The organism is Bradyrhizobium sp. USDA 4369 (assembly GCF_054056435.1).
In genome coordinates, this window is sequence record NZ_JBSRYH010000001.1 from 6,131,077 (window position 1) to 6,149,455 (window position 18,379).

General features: G+C 65.7%; 15 protein-coding genes, 1 tRNA gene and 1 pseudogene. 12 read left to right on the top strand and 5 right to left on the bottom strand.

Features of this window, described 5'->3' with window-relative positions:
- The first annotated feature begins 204 nt into the window (after positions 1-204).
- The 4 genes from ACVIJ6_RS27840 (at position 205) to ACVIJ6_RS27855 (ending at position 3,694) form a co-directional block, all read left to right on the top strand.
- On the top strand, positions 205-1,434 hold the full coding sequence (locus ACVIJ6_RS27840) for a GGDEF domain-containing protein (RefSeq protein ID WP_456775332.1): 1,230 nt from the start codon (positions 205-207) through the stop codon (positions 1,432-1,434).
- A 77-nt stretch (positions 1,435-1,511) separates the two neighbouring features.
- A complete protein-coding gene (locus ACVIJ6_RS27845) occupies positions 1,512-1,814 on the top strand; it encodes an antibiotic biosynthesis monooxygenase family protein (protein ID WP_456775333.1) in 303 nt (100 codons plus the stop codon).
- A 35-nt stretch (positions 1,815-1,849) separates the two neighbouring features.
- Positions 1,850-2,398 carry an HD domain-containing protein gene (locus tag ACVIJ6_RS27850; RefSeq protein WP_456775334.1) on the top strand — a complete coding sequence of 183 codons (549 nt, stop codon included), beginning with the start codon at positions 1,850-1,852 and terminating at the stop codon, positions 2,396-2,398.
- 126 nt (positions 2,399-2,524) lie between these two features.
- Positions 2,525-3,694, top strand: coding sequence for a M20 aminoacylase family protein (locus ACVIJ6_RS27855; protein ID WP_456775335.1), 1,170 nt, complete (start codon positions 2,525-2,527; stop codon positions 3,692-3,694).
- Between the two features lie 19 nt (positions 3,695-3,713).
- On the opposite strand, the gene ACVIJ6_RS27860 is transcribed toward ACVIJ6_RS27855, so the two are convergent.
- Positions 3,714-4,862, bottom strand: coding sequence for an AI-2E family transporter (locus ACVIJ6_RS27860; RefSeq protein ID WP_456775336.1), 1,149 nt, complete (start codon positions 4,860-4,862; stop codon positions 3,714-3,716).
- Between the two features lie 221 nt (positions 4,863-5,083).
- Between ACVIJ6_RS27860 and ACVIJ6_RS27865 the strand changes: the two genes are divergently transcribed.
- Complete coding sequence (locus ACVIJ6_RS27865; protein WP_456775337.1) at positions 5,084-5,854, top strand: gamma-glutamyl-gamma-aminobutyrate hydrolase family protein; 771 nt, start codon at positions 5,084-5,086, stop codon at positions 5,852-5,854.
- A gap of 80 nt (positions 5,855-5,934) precedes the next feature.
- The gene (locus tag ACVIJ6_RS27870; protein ID WP_456775338.1) at positions 5,935-6,543 is read left to right on the top strand and encodes a hypothetical protein; all 609 of its coding nucleotides are present in this window, start codon (positions 5,935-5,937) and stop codon (positions 6,541-6,543) included.
- A 323-nt stretch (positions 6,544-6,866) separates the two neighbouring features.
- On the opposite strand, the gene glnA is transcribed toward ACVIJ6_RS27870, so the two are convergent.
- Positions 6,867-8,276 (bottom strand): type I glutamate--ammonia ligase, encoded by a 1,410-nt coding sequence (gene glnA / locus ACVIJ6_RS27875; protein WP_456775339.1) that lies wholly within the window; start codon positions 8,274-8,276, stop codon positions 6,867-6,869.
- Between the two features lie 227 nt (positions 8,277-8,503).
- Positions 8,504-8,843 (bottom strand): annotated as a pseudogene (locus ACVIJ6_RS27880) (P-II family nitrogen regulator).
- A gap of 526 nt (positions 8,844-9,369) precedes the next feature.
- Between ACVIJ6_RS27880 and ACVIJ6_RS27885 the strand changes: the two are divergent.
- Together ACVIJ6_RS27885 and ACVIJ6_RS27890 are read left to right on the top strand one after the other, a co-directional pair.
- Entirely contained in the window at positions 9,370-10,869 is a 1,500-nt protein-coding gene (locus ACVIJ6_RS27885; RefSeq protein ID WP_456775340.1) for an NAD(P)H-hydrate dehydratase, read from the top strand.
- Positions 10,870-10,871: 2 nt separating this feature from the next.
- Positions 10,872-11,318, top strand: a complete 447-nt coding sequence (locus ACVIJ6_RS27890; protein WP_456775341.1) for a GNAT family N-acetyltransferase — start codon at positions 10,872-10,874, stop codon at positions 11,316-11,318.
- 4 nt (positions 11,319-11,322) lie between these two features.
- Here the strand turns inward: ACVIJ6_RS27890 and ACVIJ6_RS27895 are convergent, their stop codons facing one another.
- The gene (locus tag ACVIJ6_RS27895; RefSeq protein ID WP_456775342.1) at positions 11,323-12,405 is read right to left on the bottom strand and encodes an enolase C-terminal domain-like protein; all 1,083 of its coding nucleotides are present in this window, start codon (positions 12,403-12,405) and stop codon (positions 11,323-11,325) included.
- Between the two features lie 24 nt (positions 12,406-12,429).
- The gene (locus ACVIJ6_RS27900; RefSeq protein WP_456775343.1) at positions 12,430-13,740 is read right to left on the bottom strand and encodes a multicopper oxidase family protein; all 1,311 of its coding nucleotides are present in this window, start codon (positions 13,738-13,740) and stop codon (positions 12,430-12,432) included.
- A 174-nt stretch (positions 13,741-13,914) separates the two neighbouring features.
- Between ACVIJ6_RS27900 and ACVIJ6_RS27905 the strand changes: the two genes are divergently transcribed.
- The 4 genes from ACVIJ6_RS27905 to clpX all read left to right on the top strand — a co-directional run bounded on the left by ACVIJ6_RS27905 (position 13,915) and on the right by clpX (position 18,218).
- Positions 13,915-13,999, top strand: a tRNA-Leu gene (locus ACVIJ6_RS27905).
- 169 nt (positions 14,000-14,168) lie between these two features.
- On the top strand, positions 14,169-15,527 hold the full coding sequence (tig, locus tag ACVIJ6_RS27910; protein WP_456775344.1) for a trigger factor: 1,359 nt from the start codon (positions 14,169-14,171) through the stop codon (positions 15,525-15,527).
- A 326-nt stretch (positions 15,528-15,853) separates the two neighbouring features.
- Positions 15,854-16,486, top strand: coding sequence for an ATP-dependent Clp protease proteolytic subunit (locus tag ACVIJ6_RS27915; RefSeq protein WP_012044596.1), 633 nt, complete (start codon positions 15,854-15,856; stop codon positions 16,484-16,486).
- Between the two features lie 457 nt (positions 16,487-16,943).
- Positions 16,944-18,218: an ATP-dependent Clp protease ATP-binding subunit ClpX gene (clpX, locus tag ACVIJ6_RS27920; RefSeq protein WP_012044595.1), complete on the top strand. Its 1,275-nt coding sequence runs from the start codon at positions 16,944-16,946 to the stop codon at positions 18,216-18,218.
- The last annotated feature ends 161 nt before the right edge of the window (positions 18,219-18,379 follow it).

The following is an 18,379-nucleotide window of genomic DNA, read 5'->3' on the forward strand; positions in this document are numbered from 1 at the left end:
AGCAGTCTCCTCTGGCCTCCGGTTTGCTTTTGAATTCTTTTTGCCGATTTTTTGCGCAGCAATTGCTGGCGAGTTGCGGCGCGCTTTTCCAGAAAACTTGGCATCCCACGCAAACGTCTTCCGAACAGACCGCACGCTAGGTTGATCGCGATAAGGCCGCGCTAACCCTGAGTTCCCGCGCTGCCGCAGCAACCGAGGTGACGCATGGCGCTCGACAGCATGACGCTCGACATCGTAGCGACTATGGTCGCGGCGCTGCTTGGCGCGATGTTGCTGCACTTCGGACGGCAGGAGAATACGCCGGCACTGCGCTGGTGGGGCGCGGCCTATATTCTCGGCGCGGTCGCGATCGCGCTGTGGACCTTGGTCGGCGAGGTCTATGGCGTGGTGGTGTCGCTGTTTCTCAGCGCGATCGGGCTGGTCGCAACCGCGATGGTCTGGAACGCCGCGCGCGTCTTCCACGGCAAGCCGCCGAGCGTGCTTGGCCTGGTCCTCGGCGCGCTGGTGTGGATCACGAGCGGCATGCTGCTCGACCCGGCCGCTCAGTCGCTCCGCCTGACCATCGGCGCCGCCATCGTCGTGATCTACGCCATGCTGACGGCGGCCGAGCTCTGGCAGGAGCGGCGGCGCACGCTGCACCGGCGCTGGCCGGCGCTGATCGTGCCGGCGATGCATGGCTTCGTGCTGATGCTGCCGATCCTGCTCGGCAACATGCTGCGCGACGCCGACGGCGCCTTCGCCGCCGCCTGGGTGACGATCTTCTCGATCGAGCTGGTGCTGTATGCGGTCGGCACGGTGTTCGTGATCTTCATGCTGGTGTCGGAGCGCATCGTCAGTGCGCATAAGCGCGCGGCAACCACAGACCCGCTCACCGGCCTGCTCAACCGTCGCGGCTTTGCGGATGCCTGCGCCCAGCTGATCGCCCGCGAGGCGCGCGAGCAGCGGCCGGTCAGCGTGCTGATCTTCGACATCGATCATTTCAAATCGATCAATGACCGGTTCGGCCATGCCGAGGGCGACACGGTGCTGAATCTGTTTGCCGATGTCGTGGTCAACAATCTGCGTCTCACCGATCTCTCGGGGCGGATCGGCGGCGAGGAGTTCGCGGCGCTGCTGCCCTGTTCGATCGAGGAGGCCATGGTCGCCGCCGAGCGCGTCCGCGAGGCCTTCGCGGCCTCCGGCGTGGTGTGCGAGGAAAAGCCGGTGGACACCACCGTGAGCATCGGCGTCGCCGGTGGGCCGGCCGGAACCGAGCTCGACGTGCTGCTCGCGGCCGCCGACACCGCGCTCTACAAGGCCAAACGCTCGGGCCGCAACCGCGTCGAGGCGGCGTCCGAATTGCCGCTGTCGCTGGAGCGCTACCGGCGTCAGCGGGCCGCCGCCGCGGCCGGAGCGCCACCGGCGCAGCCGGGGCAGGCGGTGGTGTCGAGCTGACCGCGGCGCGGCTTTCTCTCGCCGTCGGTCTGGGCTAGACACGGCCTCGACCGACAATGAGGGGAGGCCGCCAGACCATGATCACGGAAATCGCCCAGATCGACATCAAGCCCGGCAGCGAGAAGGATTTCGAGGCGGCGGTCGCCAAGGCGCGCGCCGCCTTCGGCCGCTCCAAGGGCTTTCACGGCTTCGAGCTGCACAAATCGATCGAGAAGCCGCAGCGCTACCGGCTGATGGTGAAGTGGGAGACGCTCGAGAACCACACGGTGGATTTTCGCGGCTCCGAGAATTTCACCGAGTGGCGCGGCCTCGTTGGGCAGTATTTCGCCGCGCCGCCGGATGTCGAGCACACTGAGACGGTGCTGACGTCGGCGGGCTGAGGCGCACCTGGACAGGCGCTGTGACGGAGCGCGGCATGACCCATGACGATCTGGTCGCGGCCTATTCCGCGCCGGGCCGCCACTATCACGATCTGCGCCACGTTCAGGACTGCCTGACATGGCTGGAGGGCGTCGCCGGCCTCAGCGCCGGCGATCGCGAGATCCTGACCGCGGCGATCTGGTGGCACGACGTCGTCTATGATCCCGCGCGTGCCGACAATGAGGAGCAGAGCGCTGTTCTCGCCGAGCGCCATGTCGCGCCGGAGCTGCGCGACGAGGTCGGCCGCCTGATCCGGCTGACCCGGACGCATGATGTCGCGCCGGGCGACCTGCGCGCCGCGTTGCTGGTCTCGATCGATCTGTCCATTCTCGCCGCCGCCGACATAACCTACGATGCCTATGCGCGCGCGATCCGGCGCGAATATGCCCATGTGCCGGACGAGGCCTATCGCGCCGGGCGCGCGGCCGTATTGGAGCGGTTTGCGAGCCGGCCGGTGATCTATCCCGACCCCGGCTTTGCCGCGGCGCTCGATGCGAAGGCGCGGGCCAATCTCGCCCGCGAGCTGGATGAGCTGCGATCCTGACTGCAATGCAGTCCGCGCAGCATCGCATGAGCGAATGGTGCTTGTGTTTTGCGGTCGGCCGACATGCAATGAGATGCAACGCGCGTTGTCCGTGACGTGCTTCCCCATTATTCGGAACTCCGTAACATGCCGATCATCAACCGCGCCGCCGAATTGGCGGAGGACGCCAAGGTCTGGCGGCGCGATTTCCACCAGCATCCCGAGCTGCTCTACGAGGTCCACCGGACGGCGGCGCGCGTCGCCGAGCTGCTGACGTCGTTCGGCGTCGATGAGGTCGTGACGGGCATCGGCCGCACCGGCGTGGTCGGAGTCATCAGAGGTCGCGAGCCGTCGCCGCGCGTCATCGGCCTGCGCGCCGACATGGACGCGCTGCCGCTGCAGGAAGTCAGCGACATTCCGCACAAATCCACCATCCCCGGCCGGATGCATGCCTGCGGGCATGACGGCCACACCGCGATGCTGCTGGGCGCGGCGCGCTATCTCGCCGAGACGCGCAATTTCGCGGGCACCGCGGTCGTGATCTTCCAGCCGGCGGAGGAGGGCGGCGCCGGCGGCCGCGCCATGGTCGATGACGGCCTGATGGAGCGCTTCGGCATCGAGGAGGTCTACGGCCTGCACAACGCGCCGGGCCTGCCGCTCGGCGCCGTCTCGACCCGCGTCGGCGCTGTCATGGCGGCCGCCGACACTTTCGAGGTGCGGCTGAAGGGGCTCGGGGGTCATGCCGCGCGCCCGAACAAATGCGTCGATCCGATCATCGCGGGCGCGCAGATCGTGACCGCGCTGCAGACCATCGTGGCGCGCAATGTCGATCCGGTCGAGAGCGCGGTGCTGTCGATCACGCGTTTCCATGCAGGCACGTCGGCCGACAACATCATTCCGCAGACCGCGATCATCGGCGGCACCGTGCGCACGCTCGACGAGGAGGTCCGGCGTTTGATGGACAAGCGGTTCAAGGATCTCGTGACGGCGATGGCGAGCGGCATGGGCGTCGAGGTCGAGATCGACTACGATTGGGGCTATCCGGTTGTCATCAACCACGCGGAGCAGACAGCATTCGCGGCCCGGGTGGCGCGCGACGTGGTCGGGCCGGATCAGGTCAAGACCGACATGCCGCCCCGGCTCGGCGGCGAGGATTTCGCCTATATGCTGCAGGCGCGGCCGGGCGCGTTCGTGTTCATGGGCATTGGCGAGGGGGCCGGCGTGCATCACCCCGAATACGACTTCAACGACGACGTCATCCCGCACGGGATCAGCTACTGGGCCAAGCTCGTCGAGACCGCGATGCCGGTCGGCTGACGCGCGGACGGCCGAAGCTTCAGATCGCAGCTGCGGCGTCTTCGGTGCGGCGGTCGCTCTTGAAATAGTCGATCATCACCTTGGCGATCGCCATCAGCGGCAGCGCCAGGGTCAGGCCCCAGACGCCGAACACGATGCCGAGCAGGATCTGGAAGGCGAACAGGGTGGCTGGGGGGATATCGAGCGCCTGGCGCTGGATCAAGGGCGTCAGCACGTAGCTCTCCATCGCGTGCACGCCGAGGAACAGCACGAAGGCGGAGGCCGCCGCGACCCAGCCCGAGGCGAGGCTCGCCAGCACCACGATGACGCCGGCGATGATCGCGCCGACGGTCGGGATGAAGGCGAGCAGGCCGGCCTGGATGCCCAGGATGAACGAGCTCTGCACGCCGATGACGGCGAGCCCGATCCAGGTGACGAGGAACACCGCGAACATCGTGGTGATCTGGGCGATCAGCCAGCGCTCCAGCGTATAGCTGATGCGGTCGACGATCATGGTGGCCTGGTCGCGGTACTTCGCCGGCGCCAGGAACAAGAGCCCGCTGCGATAGACCGCGGGCTGCGCCGCGAAAGCGAGGCCGAGGAACAGGACAATGAAGAAGTTGCCGACGGCGCTGACGGTGCCCAGCAGCAGCTTGAAGGTCTGACTGACGATGGCCCCGCCCGAGGAGGCCAGCGCGCTCGGGGAGGGTAGGCCGCCCGGCAGGCTGTGAGACGGCGCCTGGGTCGGCGTGGTCGAGCCGCCATCGGGGGCGGAGGTGGCCTGGGTTGCTGTGCTGAAATCGAAGAAGCTGGTGTCGATGCCGTTGCGGTCGAGGAAGCCCTTGATGTTGCCGAGCTGCGACTTGATGGTGTCGCTGAGCACCTTGGCCTGGTCGGCGATGGTGGTGCCGCCGAGGAACACGATGCCGACGAGCAGCGCTGCAAGGGTGAGACACACGAGGGCGAGACGCAGCGGATGCGGCCACGGCAGCACGCGGCCGAGCAGGCTGGTCATCGCATTGAGCGCGACGCCGAGCAGCATGCCCGAGAACAGCAGAAACAATGCGGCAGCGTAATACCAGCTGAAGGCGAGCGCCGCCGCGAACAGGATCACCCCGATGCCGCCGACGGTGATGGCCCAGGCCAGGTCGCTGCGGGCCTCGAGGCGCGGGTCGGCGGGGGCGGTCATGAGGGGTCCTTTATGCTGATCGGCCCCCACACATTGGCGAAAACCGCCGGCGGATCAAGCACCGGCTTGGCGGATCTTTGCAGGCGCGCAAGCTGCGGGGTTGTCCGGAATTGGCATTGGGGACCCGCGCGGTCATAGGTTGATCCGGCCTTGCGACGCAGGCATGATTTTTCAGAGGCATGACTTATGCTTCGCGCGGGAGAGAAACGGAAACGAGGGCTATGAAACGTCCGGTCGTCGGCGTGATCGGCAACAGCCATCGCGTCGAGAACAGGTTCACCGTGCAGATGGTGGGCGAGCGCAATTTGAGCGCCGTGGCTGAGGTCGCGGGCGCGCTGCCGCTGATGTTCGCAGGTGTTCCCGAGATTACCGACATCGCGGCGCTGCTCGACATCGTCGATGGTGTGGTGCTGACCGGAGCCCGCGCCAACGTGCATCCGACGCGGTTCAACGCCGAGCCCAGCCTCAAGCACGAGCCCTACGATATTCACCGCGACGAGGTCGCCCTGCAGCTGTCGGAGGCTTGTGTCTCCAGAGGCATTCCGCTGTTCGGCATCTGCCGCGGCCTGCAGGAGATGAACGTCGCCTTCGGCGGCTCGCTGCATCCGGAGATCCGCGAGATCCCCGGCCGCATGAACCATCGCATGCCCCGGCTGGAGAATGGCGAGATCCATCCCGATCCGACGGTCGTGTTCGCCGACCGCCACGAGGTCAGGCTGACGCCGGGCGGAGCCTTCGCGACCATTCTCGGCTGCGACAGCATCAAGGTGAATTCGCTGCATGGCCAGGGCATTCTCGAGCCCGGCGATCGCGTCGTCATCGAGGGCATCGCCGAGGACGGCACCATCGAGGCCATCCGCATCGCCGACGCGCCGAGCTTTGCGCTGGGCGTGCAGTGGCACGCCGAATACGACCCGCAGAAGAACCCGATCAACCGCAAGCTGTTCGAGGCGTTCGGCGCGGCGGTGAGGAAGCGGCATCTCGCGGCTTGATGTCGGACGTGAACCCGGCTTAGCCCGGGCCAGACCAAGCTCAAAGGCAACCTTATGATGTCGCGGAGCAAGGGTCCCGGATGCGCCACCTCCTGATCACAGCAGCTTTGCTGATGGCTTCTTCCGCCCTGGCGCAGACTGCCCCGCCGAGCGAGGGACCGATCAGCTGCACGCTCCCGGTGGCGGCCACCGACACCGCGAAAAGCCTCCAACAGCGCTATGGCGCCGAGGCGGTCGTGCAGGATCTGCCCGGCGCCGAGGGCGAGACCTATCAGGGGCTCGTGCTGTTTCCGCAGGCGATGGACCGGCGCATCGAAGTCGCCTTCATCGAGGACAAGACGGCAACGGTGTCCGCGCTGACCTTGCGCGACAGCGCCAAGACCAGCCGCTGGACCGTGGCCGGCATCAGCATCGGCGCCAGCCTCGCGGCGGTGCAGAAGGCGAACGGCAAGCCGTTCGTGGTGGCCGGCTTCGGCTGGGACTATGGCGGCTTCGTCACCGACTTCAAGAACGGCGCGCTCGGGCGCAGGCTGCCGGGCGGCTGCTCGATTACGCTGCGCTTCGGCAAGGACAAGGACGCGCCGCGCGCGCTCTCGGGCGACAGCGTGAAGGTGTTGTCCGACAACCCGGCACTGCTGAAATTCGCGCCTGTCGTGACGGAGATCAGCATCAATTTCGCCGCGAAATGATGGCTGCTGCATGCGGGCCAGAGGTTGGCGTTGCGGGCCTCATGGTTCGAGACGGCGCGCGGACGTTTCCCGTTGCTCTCGCGCGCGGACGGGCGCGCGCCTCCTCACCATGAGGGGAGAGACCGTCTCCCTCATGAATGGGGGAGACCGTCTGCCGTCGCGCGAGATTCATCTCCTCATCCTGAGGAGCTTGGCGCAGCCAAGCGTCTCGAAGGACGAGGCCCGTGCGATCTCAGGACCATGAGACGTTTTCGATCTCGCCAAAGCAAAGGGCGCCCCGTGAGGGGCGCCCTGGTGTCGTCTCCGCCGATCTTACCGGGCGCTCAGCCCGAGTAGTACATGTCGAACTCGACCGGGTGCGGGGTCATTTCGAAGCGCTCGACCTCGGTCATCTTCAGCGCGATGTAGCTGTCGATGAAGTCGTCGTCGAACACGCCGCCGGCCTTCAGGAAGGCGCGGTCCTTGTCGAGGTTCTCGAGCGCCTCACGGAGCGAGCCGCAGACGGTCGGGATCTGCTTCAGCTCTTCCTTCGGCAGGTCGTAGAGGTCCTTGTCCATCGCCGGGCCCGGATCGAGCTTGTTCTTCACGCCGTCGAGGCCGGCCATCAGCATCGCGGCGAAGCCGAGATAGGGGTTGGCGAGCGGATCGGGGAAGCGGACCTCGACGCGCTTGGCCTTCGGCGAGGAGGTGTAGGGGATGCGGCACGAGGCCGAGCGGTTGCGCGCCGAATAGGCGAGCAGCACCGGCGCCTCATAGCCCGGGACCAGACGCTTGTAGGAGTTGGTCGACGGGTTGGTGAAGGCGTTGATGGCCTTGGCGTGCTTGATGATGCCAGCGATGTAGGACAGGCAGGTCTCCGACAGGTCGGAATACTTGTTGCCCGCGAACACCGGCTTGCCGTCCTTCCAGATCGACTGGTGGACGTGCATGCCCGAGCCGTTGTCGCCATAGACCGGCTTCGGCATGAAGGTGGCGGTCTTGCCGTAGATGTGCGCGACCTGGTGGATGCAGTACTTGTAGATCTGCATCTGGTCGGCCATCAGGGTCAGCGTGTCGAACTTCATGCCGAGCTCGTGCTGGGCGGAAGCGACCTCATGATGGTGCTTCTCGACCTTGACGCCCATGCGGGCCATTGCGCCGAGCATCTCCGAGCGCATGTCCTGCACCGAATCCTGCGGCGGCACCGGGAAGTAGCCGGCCTTGGTACGGATGCGGTGGCCGAGATTGCCGCCCTCATACTCGGTGTCCGAGTTGGTCGGCAGCTCCGAGGAGTCCAGGCGGAAGCCGGTGTTGTAGGGCGAGGAGCTGTAGCGCACGTCGTCGAACACGAAGAACTCGGCTTCCGGTCCGACGAACACCGTGTCGCCGATGCCGAGCGCCTTGACCTGCGCTTCCGCCTTCTTGGCGATGCCACGGGGGTCGCGGTTGTACGGCTCGCCGGTGGTCGGCTCGAGCACGTCGCAGGTGATGATCATGGTGGTTTCGGCGAAGAACGGATCGATCGTGGCCGTCACCGGGTCGGGCATTAGGCACATGTCCGACTCGTTGATCGCCTTCCAGCCGGCGATCGAGGAGCCGTCGAACATCGTGCCTTCAGCAAAAACGTCCTCGTCGATCATACCGACGTCGAAGGTGACGTGCTGCCACTTGCCCCGCGGATCGGTGAAGCGGAGGTCGACATATTTGACGTCGTTGTCTTTGATTGCTTTCAAGACGTCCTTGGCGGTCTTCATGAATACCCCTCTTGGCTGAAACGTCACGGCCCGGCGCGGGACGGCGTCCGCGGGTCATGCTCCATTAGCCTCGCGCGGGGGCCAAGACAATATCGGAAAACGCCAAAAGGGCCGCATGCAAGCGCCTCGCAGAGGACGCTTGAGCTGCCGTCACCGCTGCCTGCGCAGCATATTTTCTCTGTCGGAGGCTTGGGGCGGGGCTGCCGTTCCAAGCCTCCCGCAGAGGATCAGATGGCATCCAGCCCGGATTCTCCCGTTCGGATGCGGATGGCTTCCTCGATGTTGGAGACGAAGATCTTGCCGTCGCCGATGCGGCCGGTCTGGGCGGCGCGGCGGATCGCCTCGATCGCGCGCTCGACCAGATCGTCGCCGATCACGATCTCGATCTTCACCTTGGGCAGGAAATCGACGATGTATTCGGCGCCCCGATACAGTTCGGCATGACCCTTCTGCCGGCCGAACCCCTTGGCTTCGGTCACGGTAAATGCCCTGAAGTCCGACCTCCTGAAGCGCCTCCTTCACCTCGTCGAGCTTGAACGGCTTGATGATGGCTTCGATCTTCTTCACTGAGCGCCTCCCGGGCATTCCGCATTAAGAAACATAAGGGTCATCGTCAGGCTGCGCTGACGCGCACGTTGTTCGATCACTTCGTTACCGGGCCCGACACTTTCCGGCGGAGGCCCGGTCATTGACAGCCCGTCTTGCCCCGTGCCGAAGTGGCTCTACAAAAGCAGGGTCTATGCCAAGTCGTTAACGGGCCTGAATCAAGCCGTTAATCAGGCATTTTGCGATTGCCCGACGATTCCCGCTGGGAAAGCCTAGAATACCGGAGCCTGGAGATTAGGCAAATAGATCAAACGTTGTGCATGCGGGGCGGTGGCATCCGCAGGCTGGTCAGAATGCCCAGGGAAAAGGCGGCTGTGCCGCCATTTCACGCGGCTTTTCAGTCTTCGATGCGCGCTTGGAAGTTGCGGACAGGCGCGGCAATAGGGTGGGCGGACGGCGATCGCGGCGAGGGCGCTGCTGCGGCCGCAGGCAAATGAACGAATATCGCAGCCGCCCGGCGGCCGCTGCGGGGGACAAGAGCGAATTGATGGAAGTTTTGACCACGAGCGAAATGGAGCGGGCCGACCGGCTGACGATTGCCGCCGGGACGCCGGGTTTTTCGCTGATGCTGAGCGCCGGCCAGGCAGTGGCCGATGCCGCCATGGACCTGGTGGAGACCGGCCCGATCCTGGTGGTCTGCGGCCCCGGGAATAATGGTGGCGATGGTTTCGTCGCAGCTGCGGAGCTCGCGGCGCAGGGCCGCGAGGTCTCGGTGGTGCTGATGTGCGAGCGCGATGCGCTGCAGGGCGACGCGGCCTCCGCGGCCAGAGGCTGGAAATTTCCGGTGCTGCCGTTCACGCCGCAGGCGATCGGCAAGCCGGCTTTGATCATCGACGCGCTGTTCGGTGCCGGCCTCAGCCGTCCGGTGGCCGGCGATCCCCACGATGTCATCGCCGCGATCAACGCCAATGGTGCGCCGGTGCTCGCGGTCGATCTGCCGAGCGGAATCAATGGCACCACAGGGGCGGTGATGGGTATCGCCGTCAAGGCGACCGAGACCGTGACCTTCTTCCGCAAGAAGCCGGCGCATCTTCTGCTTCCCGGCCGCCAGCATTGCGGCCGTGTCCGGCTCGCCGATATCGGCATCGCGCCGCAGGTGCTGGAGGAAATCAAGCCGCAGGCCTTCGAGAACGATCCCGAGCTTTGGCACGGCCACTTTCCCGTGCCGCGCATCGATGGCCATAAATATGCGCGCGGGCATGTGCTGGCGATGTCCGGCGACGTCGCCGCGACCGGGGCCGCGCGGATGGCGGCCCGCGCGGCGCTGCGCGCCGGCGCCGGCCTGGTGACGCTGGCCTCGCCGCGCGACGCGCTCACGGTCAATGCGGCGGCGCTGACGGCTGTCATGGTGCGCGCCGCCGACACCGTCCTCGAATTCGCAGAGCTGCTCGGCGACAAGCGCTACAACACCTGCATCATCGGGCCGGGCACGGGAATAAGCGAGCGCACGCGCGATTTCGTGTTCACGGCGCTCATGGCGCAGCGCCATCTCGTGCTGGATGCTGACGCGCTGACGAGCTTTGCCGACGCCCCGGAGCGGCTGTTCGAGCAGATCAGGGCCACGCCCGCGGCGCAGATCGTGCTGACCCCGCATGAGGGCGAATTTCCGCGGCTGTTCTCGGATCTCAGCAACAAGCATCCCGGCCGCTCCAAGCTGGAGCGCGTGCGCGCCGCCGCCGCGCGCTGCGGCGCGGTGGTGTTGCTGAAGGGGGCCGACACCACGGTCGCCGCGCCGGATGGCCGCGCCGCGATTGCGGCCAATGCGCCGCCCTGGCTCGCCACGGCCGGTGCCGGCGACGTGCTCGCTGGCATCATCGCCGGCCTTCTGGCGCAGGGCGTGCCGGCCTTCGAGGCCGCCTGTATCGGCGTCTGGATGCATGGCGAGACCGGCGCCGAGGCGGGGCCGGGCCTGATCGCCGAGGACCTCACCGAGACATTGCCGGCGGTGTTCCGGCGCCTCTATGACCGGTTGGGCGTCGAGTATTGAGCATGGCGAACACGGTCCGGCAGCTTGCAATGTCGGACATGGGCGCAGCCGCAGCCGTCCATCGTGCCGCATTCGACGCAGCCTTGCCCTGGCTCGCCGGCCTGCATACGCCGGATGAAGATCGCTGGTTCTATCGCGAGCGCGTGTTTCGAGACTGCGCGTTGTCGGGCGCTTTCCAGCGCGACGAACTGGCCGGCTTCATCGCATTGCGCAAGGAATGGATCGACCAGCTCTACGTTCATCCCGAGGCACAGGGGCGAGGCGTCGGCAGCGCGCTGCTCGACCTCGCCAAGACCACCGGCGATCGCCTGCACCTCTGGACATTCCAGCGCAATATGGCTGCCCGCCGCTTCTATGAGCGGCGCGGCTTCGTGCTGGTCGAGGAGACCGATGGCGCCCGCAATGAAGAGCGCGAGCCTGACGCGCTCTACCGCTGGACACGCGCGTGACGGCTCACTGCATCTGATATTTCGCGACCGCGTGCTCGTTCCAAACGAGCCCTAATCCGGGCCCTCGTGCCGTCAACTTGCCGTCGATCACCTGCAGCGGCTCGGCGAGGATGGCGCCGGCGAAGTCGAGCACCTCCAGGAAGTGCGCCGTCGGCGTCACTGCCAGCACATGCGCACTGGCCTCGGGCAGGATGTGGCTGGACATCGGGATCGAGGCCGCGTCGGCTTGGCCTGCGACATTGAGCCAGCCGGTGATGCCGCCGACCTTCATCAGATCGGGCATGATGAAGTCGGAGGCGCCGGCCGCGATCGCCTCGGCAAAGCCGCGCGGAAACCACCAGTTCTCGCCGGCCTGGATCGGGATGTCCGAGCGCTCGCGCACCTGGGCGTGACCGGAGAGGTTTTCCTGCGGCACCGGCTCCTCGATCCAGGTCAGATCGTAATCCGCAAGACGCGTGATTCTGCGCGTCGCTTCCGCGGGATCCAGCGACTGGTTGAAGTCGAGCATCAGCGCGATGTCGGGGCCGAGCAAAGCGCGCAGGCCTTCGATCATCGCTGCGTCGGTGGCGAGGTCGCCATGGCCGCCTTTGGTCTTGATGGCGCGGAAGCCGTGCTCGTCGCAGGCCGTGCGCAAGGTACGCGCGTCGGCCTTGGCGTCGAGCACGCCATAGCTGTCATAGGCCGGAATCGGCCGCGCAGCGCCGCCAAGCAGCTCGACCACCGGCTTGCCGGCGATCTGACCCAGCGCATCCCAAAATGCCATGTCGAGACCGGACACCGCCATGCCGACCAGGCCCTGCCAGCCGAGCAGCCGGAATTTGGCGTCCATGAGCTTCATCAGATCGACCGGGACCAGCGCCTTGCTGGTGAGCTCGCGGCCGATCTCTTCGACCAGCAGCACCAGCGGCTTCAGCGCGAGCCTGGTGTAGGTAAACAGATAAGAGTGGCCCGTAACCCCCTGATCGGTCACGACGTCGATCAGCACCAGGGGGCCGGTGTCGATGACGCCGAAGGCGTTGCGCAGCGGGCGTTTCATCGGCGTGATCACGGCACGCGCGGTGACGCCAGTAATGGCGGCAATGGTCACGGGAGTTCTCCCTGGTTCGTTTCCTCACCTGATCTCATACCATCGCAACCGGCGAGGCGCCGCCCAGTTTGTCGCCATGGTCTCGATCAGGAACCGGCCGGATTGCTCGGCCAGGAAGGCGATGCGCTGGGTCTGGCCAGCTTCCAGCGCCAGCGTGTCGAGCCAATACGGCTTCCAGCCATCGTCGAGCCGGTCGAGCAGCCGGAACGGCTGGCCGTGGAGATGGACCACGGCGGTGCCGGCGGTCTTGTTGGCGAGCGCCAGCACGATGACGCGGCCGGCCTTGGCCTGAAAGGCGGGCGCCATGGTCGTGGCGAACTGGGTCGGCAGGCGCCAATCGGAACCGTCAAGCGCGAGCTCCGCGCGAACCGCCGCGCGTAGGTCAAGCTGGTCCGGCAAGCCGGACGCGGGGAGAGGGCCCGGTGGCGGCAGCGCGGTGGCCCGCAGCGGCGGCTCGGTCGAGACCAGCAGGCGGGCCACAGGGCGCGCCGCGCGGCCGTCATGCAGCAGCACCGGGAGCGACGCCTTGGCCGGGGGCATGTCGATGACCACGTCGGCGCGGCCGCCGGGCGGCAGCACCACAGCGCCATTGCGGGCCAGGAACGGTTCGGCGGGCTGGCTGTCGATTGCCAGCACCCTCACGGCGTCGAGCTCGGCGATTTTGAGTGCGATCACAGCGCGATGGCAGCCATTGATGAACCTCAGCCTGGCCCGCGCCTGGGCGGGCAGCGCCAGCTCCGGCTGAAGCTGGCCGTTGACCGTGTACAAGAGCTCGGTCTCGCCGGGATCGAGGCCCGGCGCGATCGCGCTGCCGTCGGCCTTGAGCCGGAAGTCCTCGACCAGGAAAACCTCGTCACGGTCGAAGCTTACCGCCGGGGCCTCATCGACGATCAGAGCCAGTGGCCGGATCGGTGCCGCGGCACCGTCTGCCAGCAGGCGCAGGTCGAGCAATCCGGTGCCGGCGCGCGCCAGCCGGGCCGGCATGCTGGTGCGGCCGCCCGGACTGACCGGCGCCTGGACGGCCAGGGGGGCCGGCAGAGCGAGGCCCCGCCCGGACAGCGCCGCCGGGATCTTCAGTCCATTCGTCAAAGCGAGATCGAGTGCGGCGCCGCGCTGGAGCCGAAGCACCGGGGCGGTTCCGGTCAGCCGCCAGACCTCGGACGCGGCGCGGCCGGAGCTCAGCGCCACAGATTCGGTCCGCGCCTCCAGCGCCACCGCCAGGCGCTCGGCCGCCGTCGCGAACCGCGGGACCGTGCCGGCCAGGGCTGCGGCAAAGCCGCCGAGCAGGGACCGCCGGCTGAGCCGCTCGGAAGCCGGCCTCATGCGACAAAACATTGTTGATTGAGGGGGATGCGCATCATGCTGTTTTCCCTTATGTGTGCGGCGAGCTTGGCCGATCGGCTGGCCGCGGGCACTGTCGAAGGCCCATTTTTTTGCTGCGGACGGTTTCACGCGTGGTATAAGCCGCGCCGCCCGCGGCATCGCGGCCGGGCTATCGATGCAGTTCACGCGGGCGTGGCGGAACTGGTAGACGCGCTGGATTTAGGTTCCAGTGACGAAAGTTGTGGGGGTTCGAGTCCCTCCGCCCGCACCAAGCGCTTCTCCGGCGTTTGCCCCAAGTTTCACGGCGCGCCCGTTCTCCGCGATGGAGGGCGGGGTCGCCGATCCCACCGGCGCAAGGCTCTGGCCGCGCGTCGTCCACAATTGAATCAGGTGTGTTCGGATCGCAAGGGTCCGAACCGAAGCGGAAGAAGATTGACGCCATGCAGGTCACAGAAACCTTGTCGGAAGGCTTGAAGCACGAGTTCCAGGTCAGCGTCCCCGCGGCCGATCTCGACGCCAAGGCGGATGCGAAGCTGGTCGACCTGAAGGACAAGGTCCGCATCAACGGCTTCCGTCCCGGCAAGGTGCCGGTGGCGCATCTGAAGAAGATCTACGGCAAGTCGGTCATGGCCGAGACCATCGACCAGACCATCCGCGACACCAACACGCAGATCTTCACCGAGCGCGGCTTCCGTCTCGCCACCGAGCCGAAGGTGACGATGCCGACCGAGGAAGCCGAAGTCGAGAAGATCCTCAGCGGCCAGTCGGACCTCACCTACACGGTGGCCGTCGAGGTCGTGCCGGCGATCACGCTCGCCGACTTCAAGACCTTCTCGGTTGAAAAGCCGGTCGCCGACATCACCGACGCCGATGTCGACGAGGCGATCAAGCGTCTGGCCGACGCCAACCGCAGCTATGCGGCCAAGGCCGAGGGCGCCAAGGCCGAGAGCGGCGACCGCGTGAAGGTCAACTTCAAGGGCACGATCGACGGCGTGGCGTTCGACGGCGGCACCGGCGAGGGCATCGACGTCGTGATCGGCTCGAACACCTTCATCCCCGGCTTCGAGGATCAGCTGATCGGCATCGGCGTCGGCGAGACCCGGACGCTCAAGGTCGCGTTCCCGAAGAACTACCTGAACAACGATCTCGCCGGAAAGGACGCCGAGTTCGAGACCACCGCGACCGCGATCGAAACGCCCGAAGACAAGGTCGTCGACGACGAGTTCGCCAAGACGCTGGGTCTCGAATCGCTCGACAAGCTGAAGCAGCTGATGCGCGACCGCCTCGCTGGCGAGTTCAACCAGGCGACCCGCCAGCGCGTGAAGCGCGCGCTGCTCGACCGCCTCGACGAGACGCACAAATTCGATGCGCCGCCCTCGCTGATCGACGAGGAGTTCAACCTGATGTGGAACTCGGTGAAGGCCGAGATGGACTCCAGCGGCAAGACCTTCGCCGACGAGAACACCACCGAGGAGAAGGCGAAGGAGGAGTATCGCACCATCGCCGACCGTCGCGTGCGGCTCGGCCTTGTGCTGTCGGAGATCGGCGAGAAGAACAAGATCACCGTGACCGACGACGAGGTCAGCCGCGCCGTGATCGAGCGCGCTCGCTCGATGCCGGGTCGCGAGAAGGAGGTCTGGGACTTCTACCGCAGCAACCCGCAGGCGCTCGCGCAGCTGCGGGCCCCGATCTACGAGGACAAGGTCGTCGACTTCATCCTCGAGCTCGCCAACGTCACCGAGAAGAAGGTCTCCAAGGACGAGCTCTTCAAGGACGATGAGAACGACAAGGCGGCCTGATGGTGACGACAGTGCGGCCTGACGGGGCCGCACTGTGACGCTGCCCGGGACGATAAGCCGACGATTAAGGTTGACCGGCGAAAGCGCCGGCCGGCCCGCTTCCTCTTCTGGCCGGGCGGCGGGGAATCAGCTTGAACAGCACAAAGGCTCGCTCGCGGAAGGCCATGCTGGTCCGGTCTTGTCACCGGGAAAATGGTCCATATCTGTGGGCTCGGTCTTGAAGTTCTGCATCACGGGCCTCTGTCCGTCGTCGTTGCTCCCTTTGGTGAGCCCCTGCCTGCGGCGGCCGGTCGTCTTCAACTGCTGGTCCAACCCTTGGGTGATTCATGCGCGATCCCGTCGAAACCTATATGAACCTTGTGCCCATGGTGGTCGAACAGACCAACCGCGGTGAGCGCGCTTACGATATCTTCTCGCGCCTCCTGAAGGAGCGCATCATCTTCGTGACCGGCCCGGTCGAAGACGGCATGGCGACCCTGATCGTCGCGCAGCTGCTGTTCCTTGAGGCCGAGAACCCGAAGAAGGAAATCGCGATGTACATCAACTCGCCGGGCGGGGTGGTGACGTCGGGTCTGGCGATCTACGATACGATGCAGTTCATTCGTCCCGCGGTGTCGACGCTGTGCACGGGACAGGCGGCTTCGATGGGCTCGCTGCTGCTGTGCGCCGGTCACAAGGACATGCGCTTCTCATTGCCGAATTCGCGCATCATGGTTCACCAGCCCTCCGGCGGCTTCCAGGGCCAGGCCACCGACATCATGCTGCACGCGCAGGAAATCCTGAGCCTGAAGAAGCGGCTCAACGAGATCTACGTGAAGCATACCGGCCAGTCCTACAAGGCGATCGAGGATGCGCTGGAACGCGACAAATTCCTTACTGCGGAAGCCGCTGCCGAGTTCGGCCTGATCGACAAGGTGATCGACAAGCGGCCGGAAGATCCGGCGCCGATGGCCAAGTGAGGCCTGACAAGTGAGGCCCGCGGGTTTGAGGTTTCAAGCCCAGGTGCTGTTTTCTGCGCATCATGGCCGGCGCGAGCCGGCCCAATGCAGTTAAAGGTATTCGGGTGCGGCCATATTTGGCCGCAACCTCGTCGTGCGCTCGCCGAACAGGCGTGGCATACGCGCAACGTTCCGTCGATTTCGCTGGCCATGACCCTGTCAAGCCCTAAAATCACGGTAATGTCACGGTCTAGGGTCTGTGGTCCGATTAGCGAATTCTTGATAGTCGGATGACAGCATGATTGGCTAGAGTGTCCAGTTATGGATCGTGGGGGATTCGCGTAGGTCGTGGGTGCACGACGGGTGAAGAACAAGGTCTTAATTTTGGTACGAAATTTGCTCTTTCACCAAGCTGGTCCGGCCCGTGCCGGATTGGAGCGAACGAGCGGACAAGAGCGAACCGCGGACGGAGACAGGAATGAGTAAGGTCGGCACGAGCGACTCGAAGAACACGCTTTATTGCTCGTTCTGCGGCAAGAGCCAGCACGAAGTCCGCAAACTGATCGCAGGTCCAACCGTCTTCATCTGCGACGAGTGCGTCGAACTCTGCATGGACATCATCCGCGAGGAGAACAAGTCCTCGCTGGTCAAGTCGCGTGACGGCATTCCGACGCCGAAGGAAATCTGCAAGGTTCTCGACGATTACGTGATCGGTCAGAACCATGCGAAGAAGGTGCTGTCGGTCGCTGTCCACAATCACTACAAGCGGCTGAACCACCAGACCAAGCACTCGGACGTCGAGCTCGCGAAGTCGAACATCCTGCTGATCGGTCCGACCGGCTCGGGCAAGACGCTGCTCGCGCAGACGCTCGCCCGCATCCTGGACGTGCCGTTCACGATGGCAGATGCGACGACCCTGACCGAGGCCGGCTATGTCGGCGAGGACGTCGAGAACATCATCCTGAAGCTGCTGCAGGCGGCCGACTACAATGTCGAGCGCGCGCAGCGTGGCATTGTCTACATCGACGAGATCGACAAGATCAGTCGCAAGTCGGACAATCCGTCGATCACCCGCGACGTGTCGGGCGAGGGCGTCCAGCAGGCGCTGCTGAAGATCATGGAAGGCACGGTTGCGTCGGTTCCGCCGCAGGGCGGCCGCAAGCATCCGCAGCAGGAGTTCCTGCAGGTCGACACCACCAACATCCTGTTCATCTGCGGTGGTGCCTTCTCCGGCCTCGAGAAGATCATTTCGGCGCGCGGCCGGTCGACCTCGATCGGTTTCGCGGCTCAGGTTCTGGCGCCGGAAGACCGCCGCACGGGTGAGATCTTCCGTCACGTCGAGCCCGAGGATCTGCTGAAATACGGCCTGATCCCTGAGTTCGTCGGCCGTCTGCCGGTCGTGGCGACGCTCGAGGATCTCGACGAGAACTCGCTGAAGAAGATCCTGACCGAGCCCAAGAACGCGCTGGTGAAGCAGTATCAGCGGCTGTTCGAGATGGAGAACATCGAGCTCACTTTCGCCGACGAGGCGCTGGGTGCCGTGGCCCGCAAGGCCATCGAGCGCAAGACCGGTGCGCGTGGTCTGCGGTCGATCCTGGAGAGCATCCTGCTCGAGACCATGTTCGACCTGCCGGGCCTGGAAGGCGTCGAGGAAGTGGTGATCTCGCGCGAGGTGGTCGAGGGCACCGCCCGCCCGCTCTACATCTACGCCGATCGCTCCGATCGCGCGGTCGAAAGCAGTGCCAGCGCGTAGCCGCGCTGGCACGGCAGACATAATAGCTCGGTTTCCTGGTTTTGCGGTGGCCGCGGACGTTACCGTCCGCGGCTTCGCAGCGTTTCAGTATCCCGCCGTGTAAAGCCTTAATTGGCGGGCGTTTTCCGATACTTGACACCCCCCGGGTCGATAGCCACCTA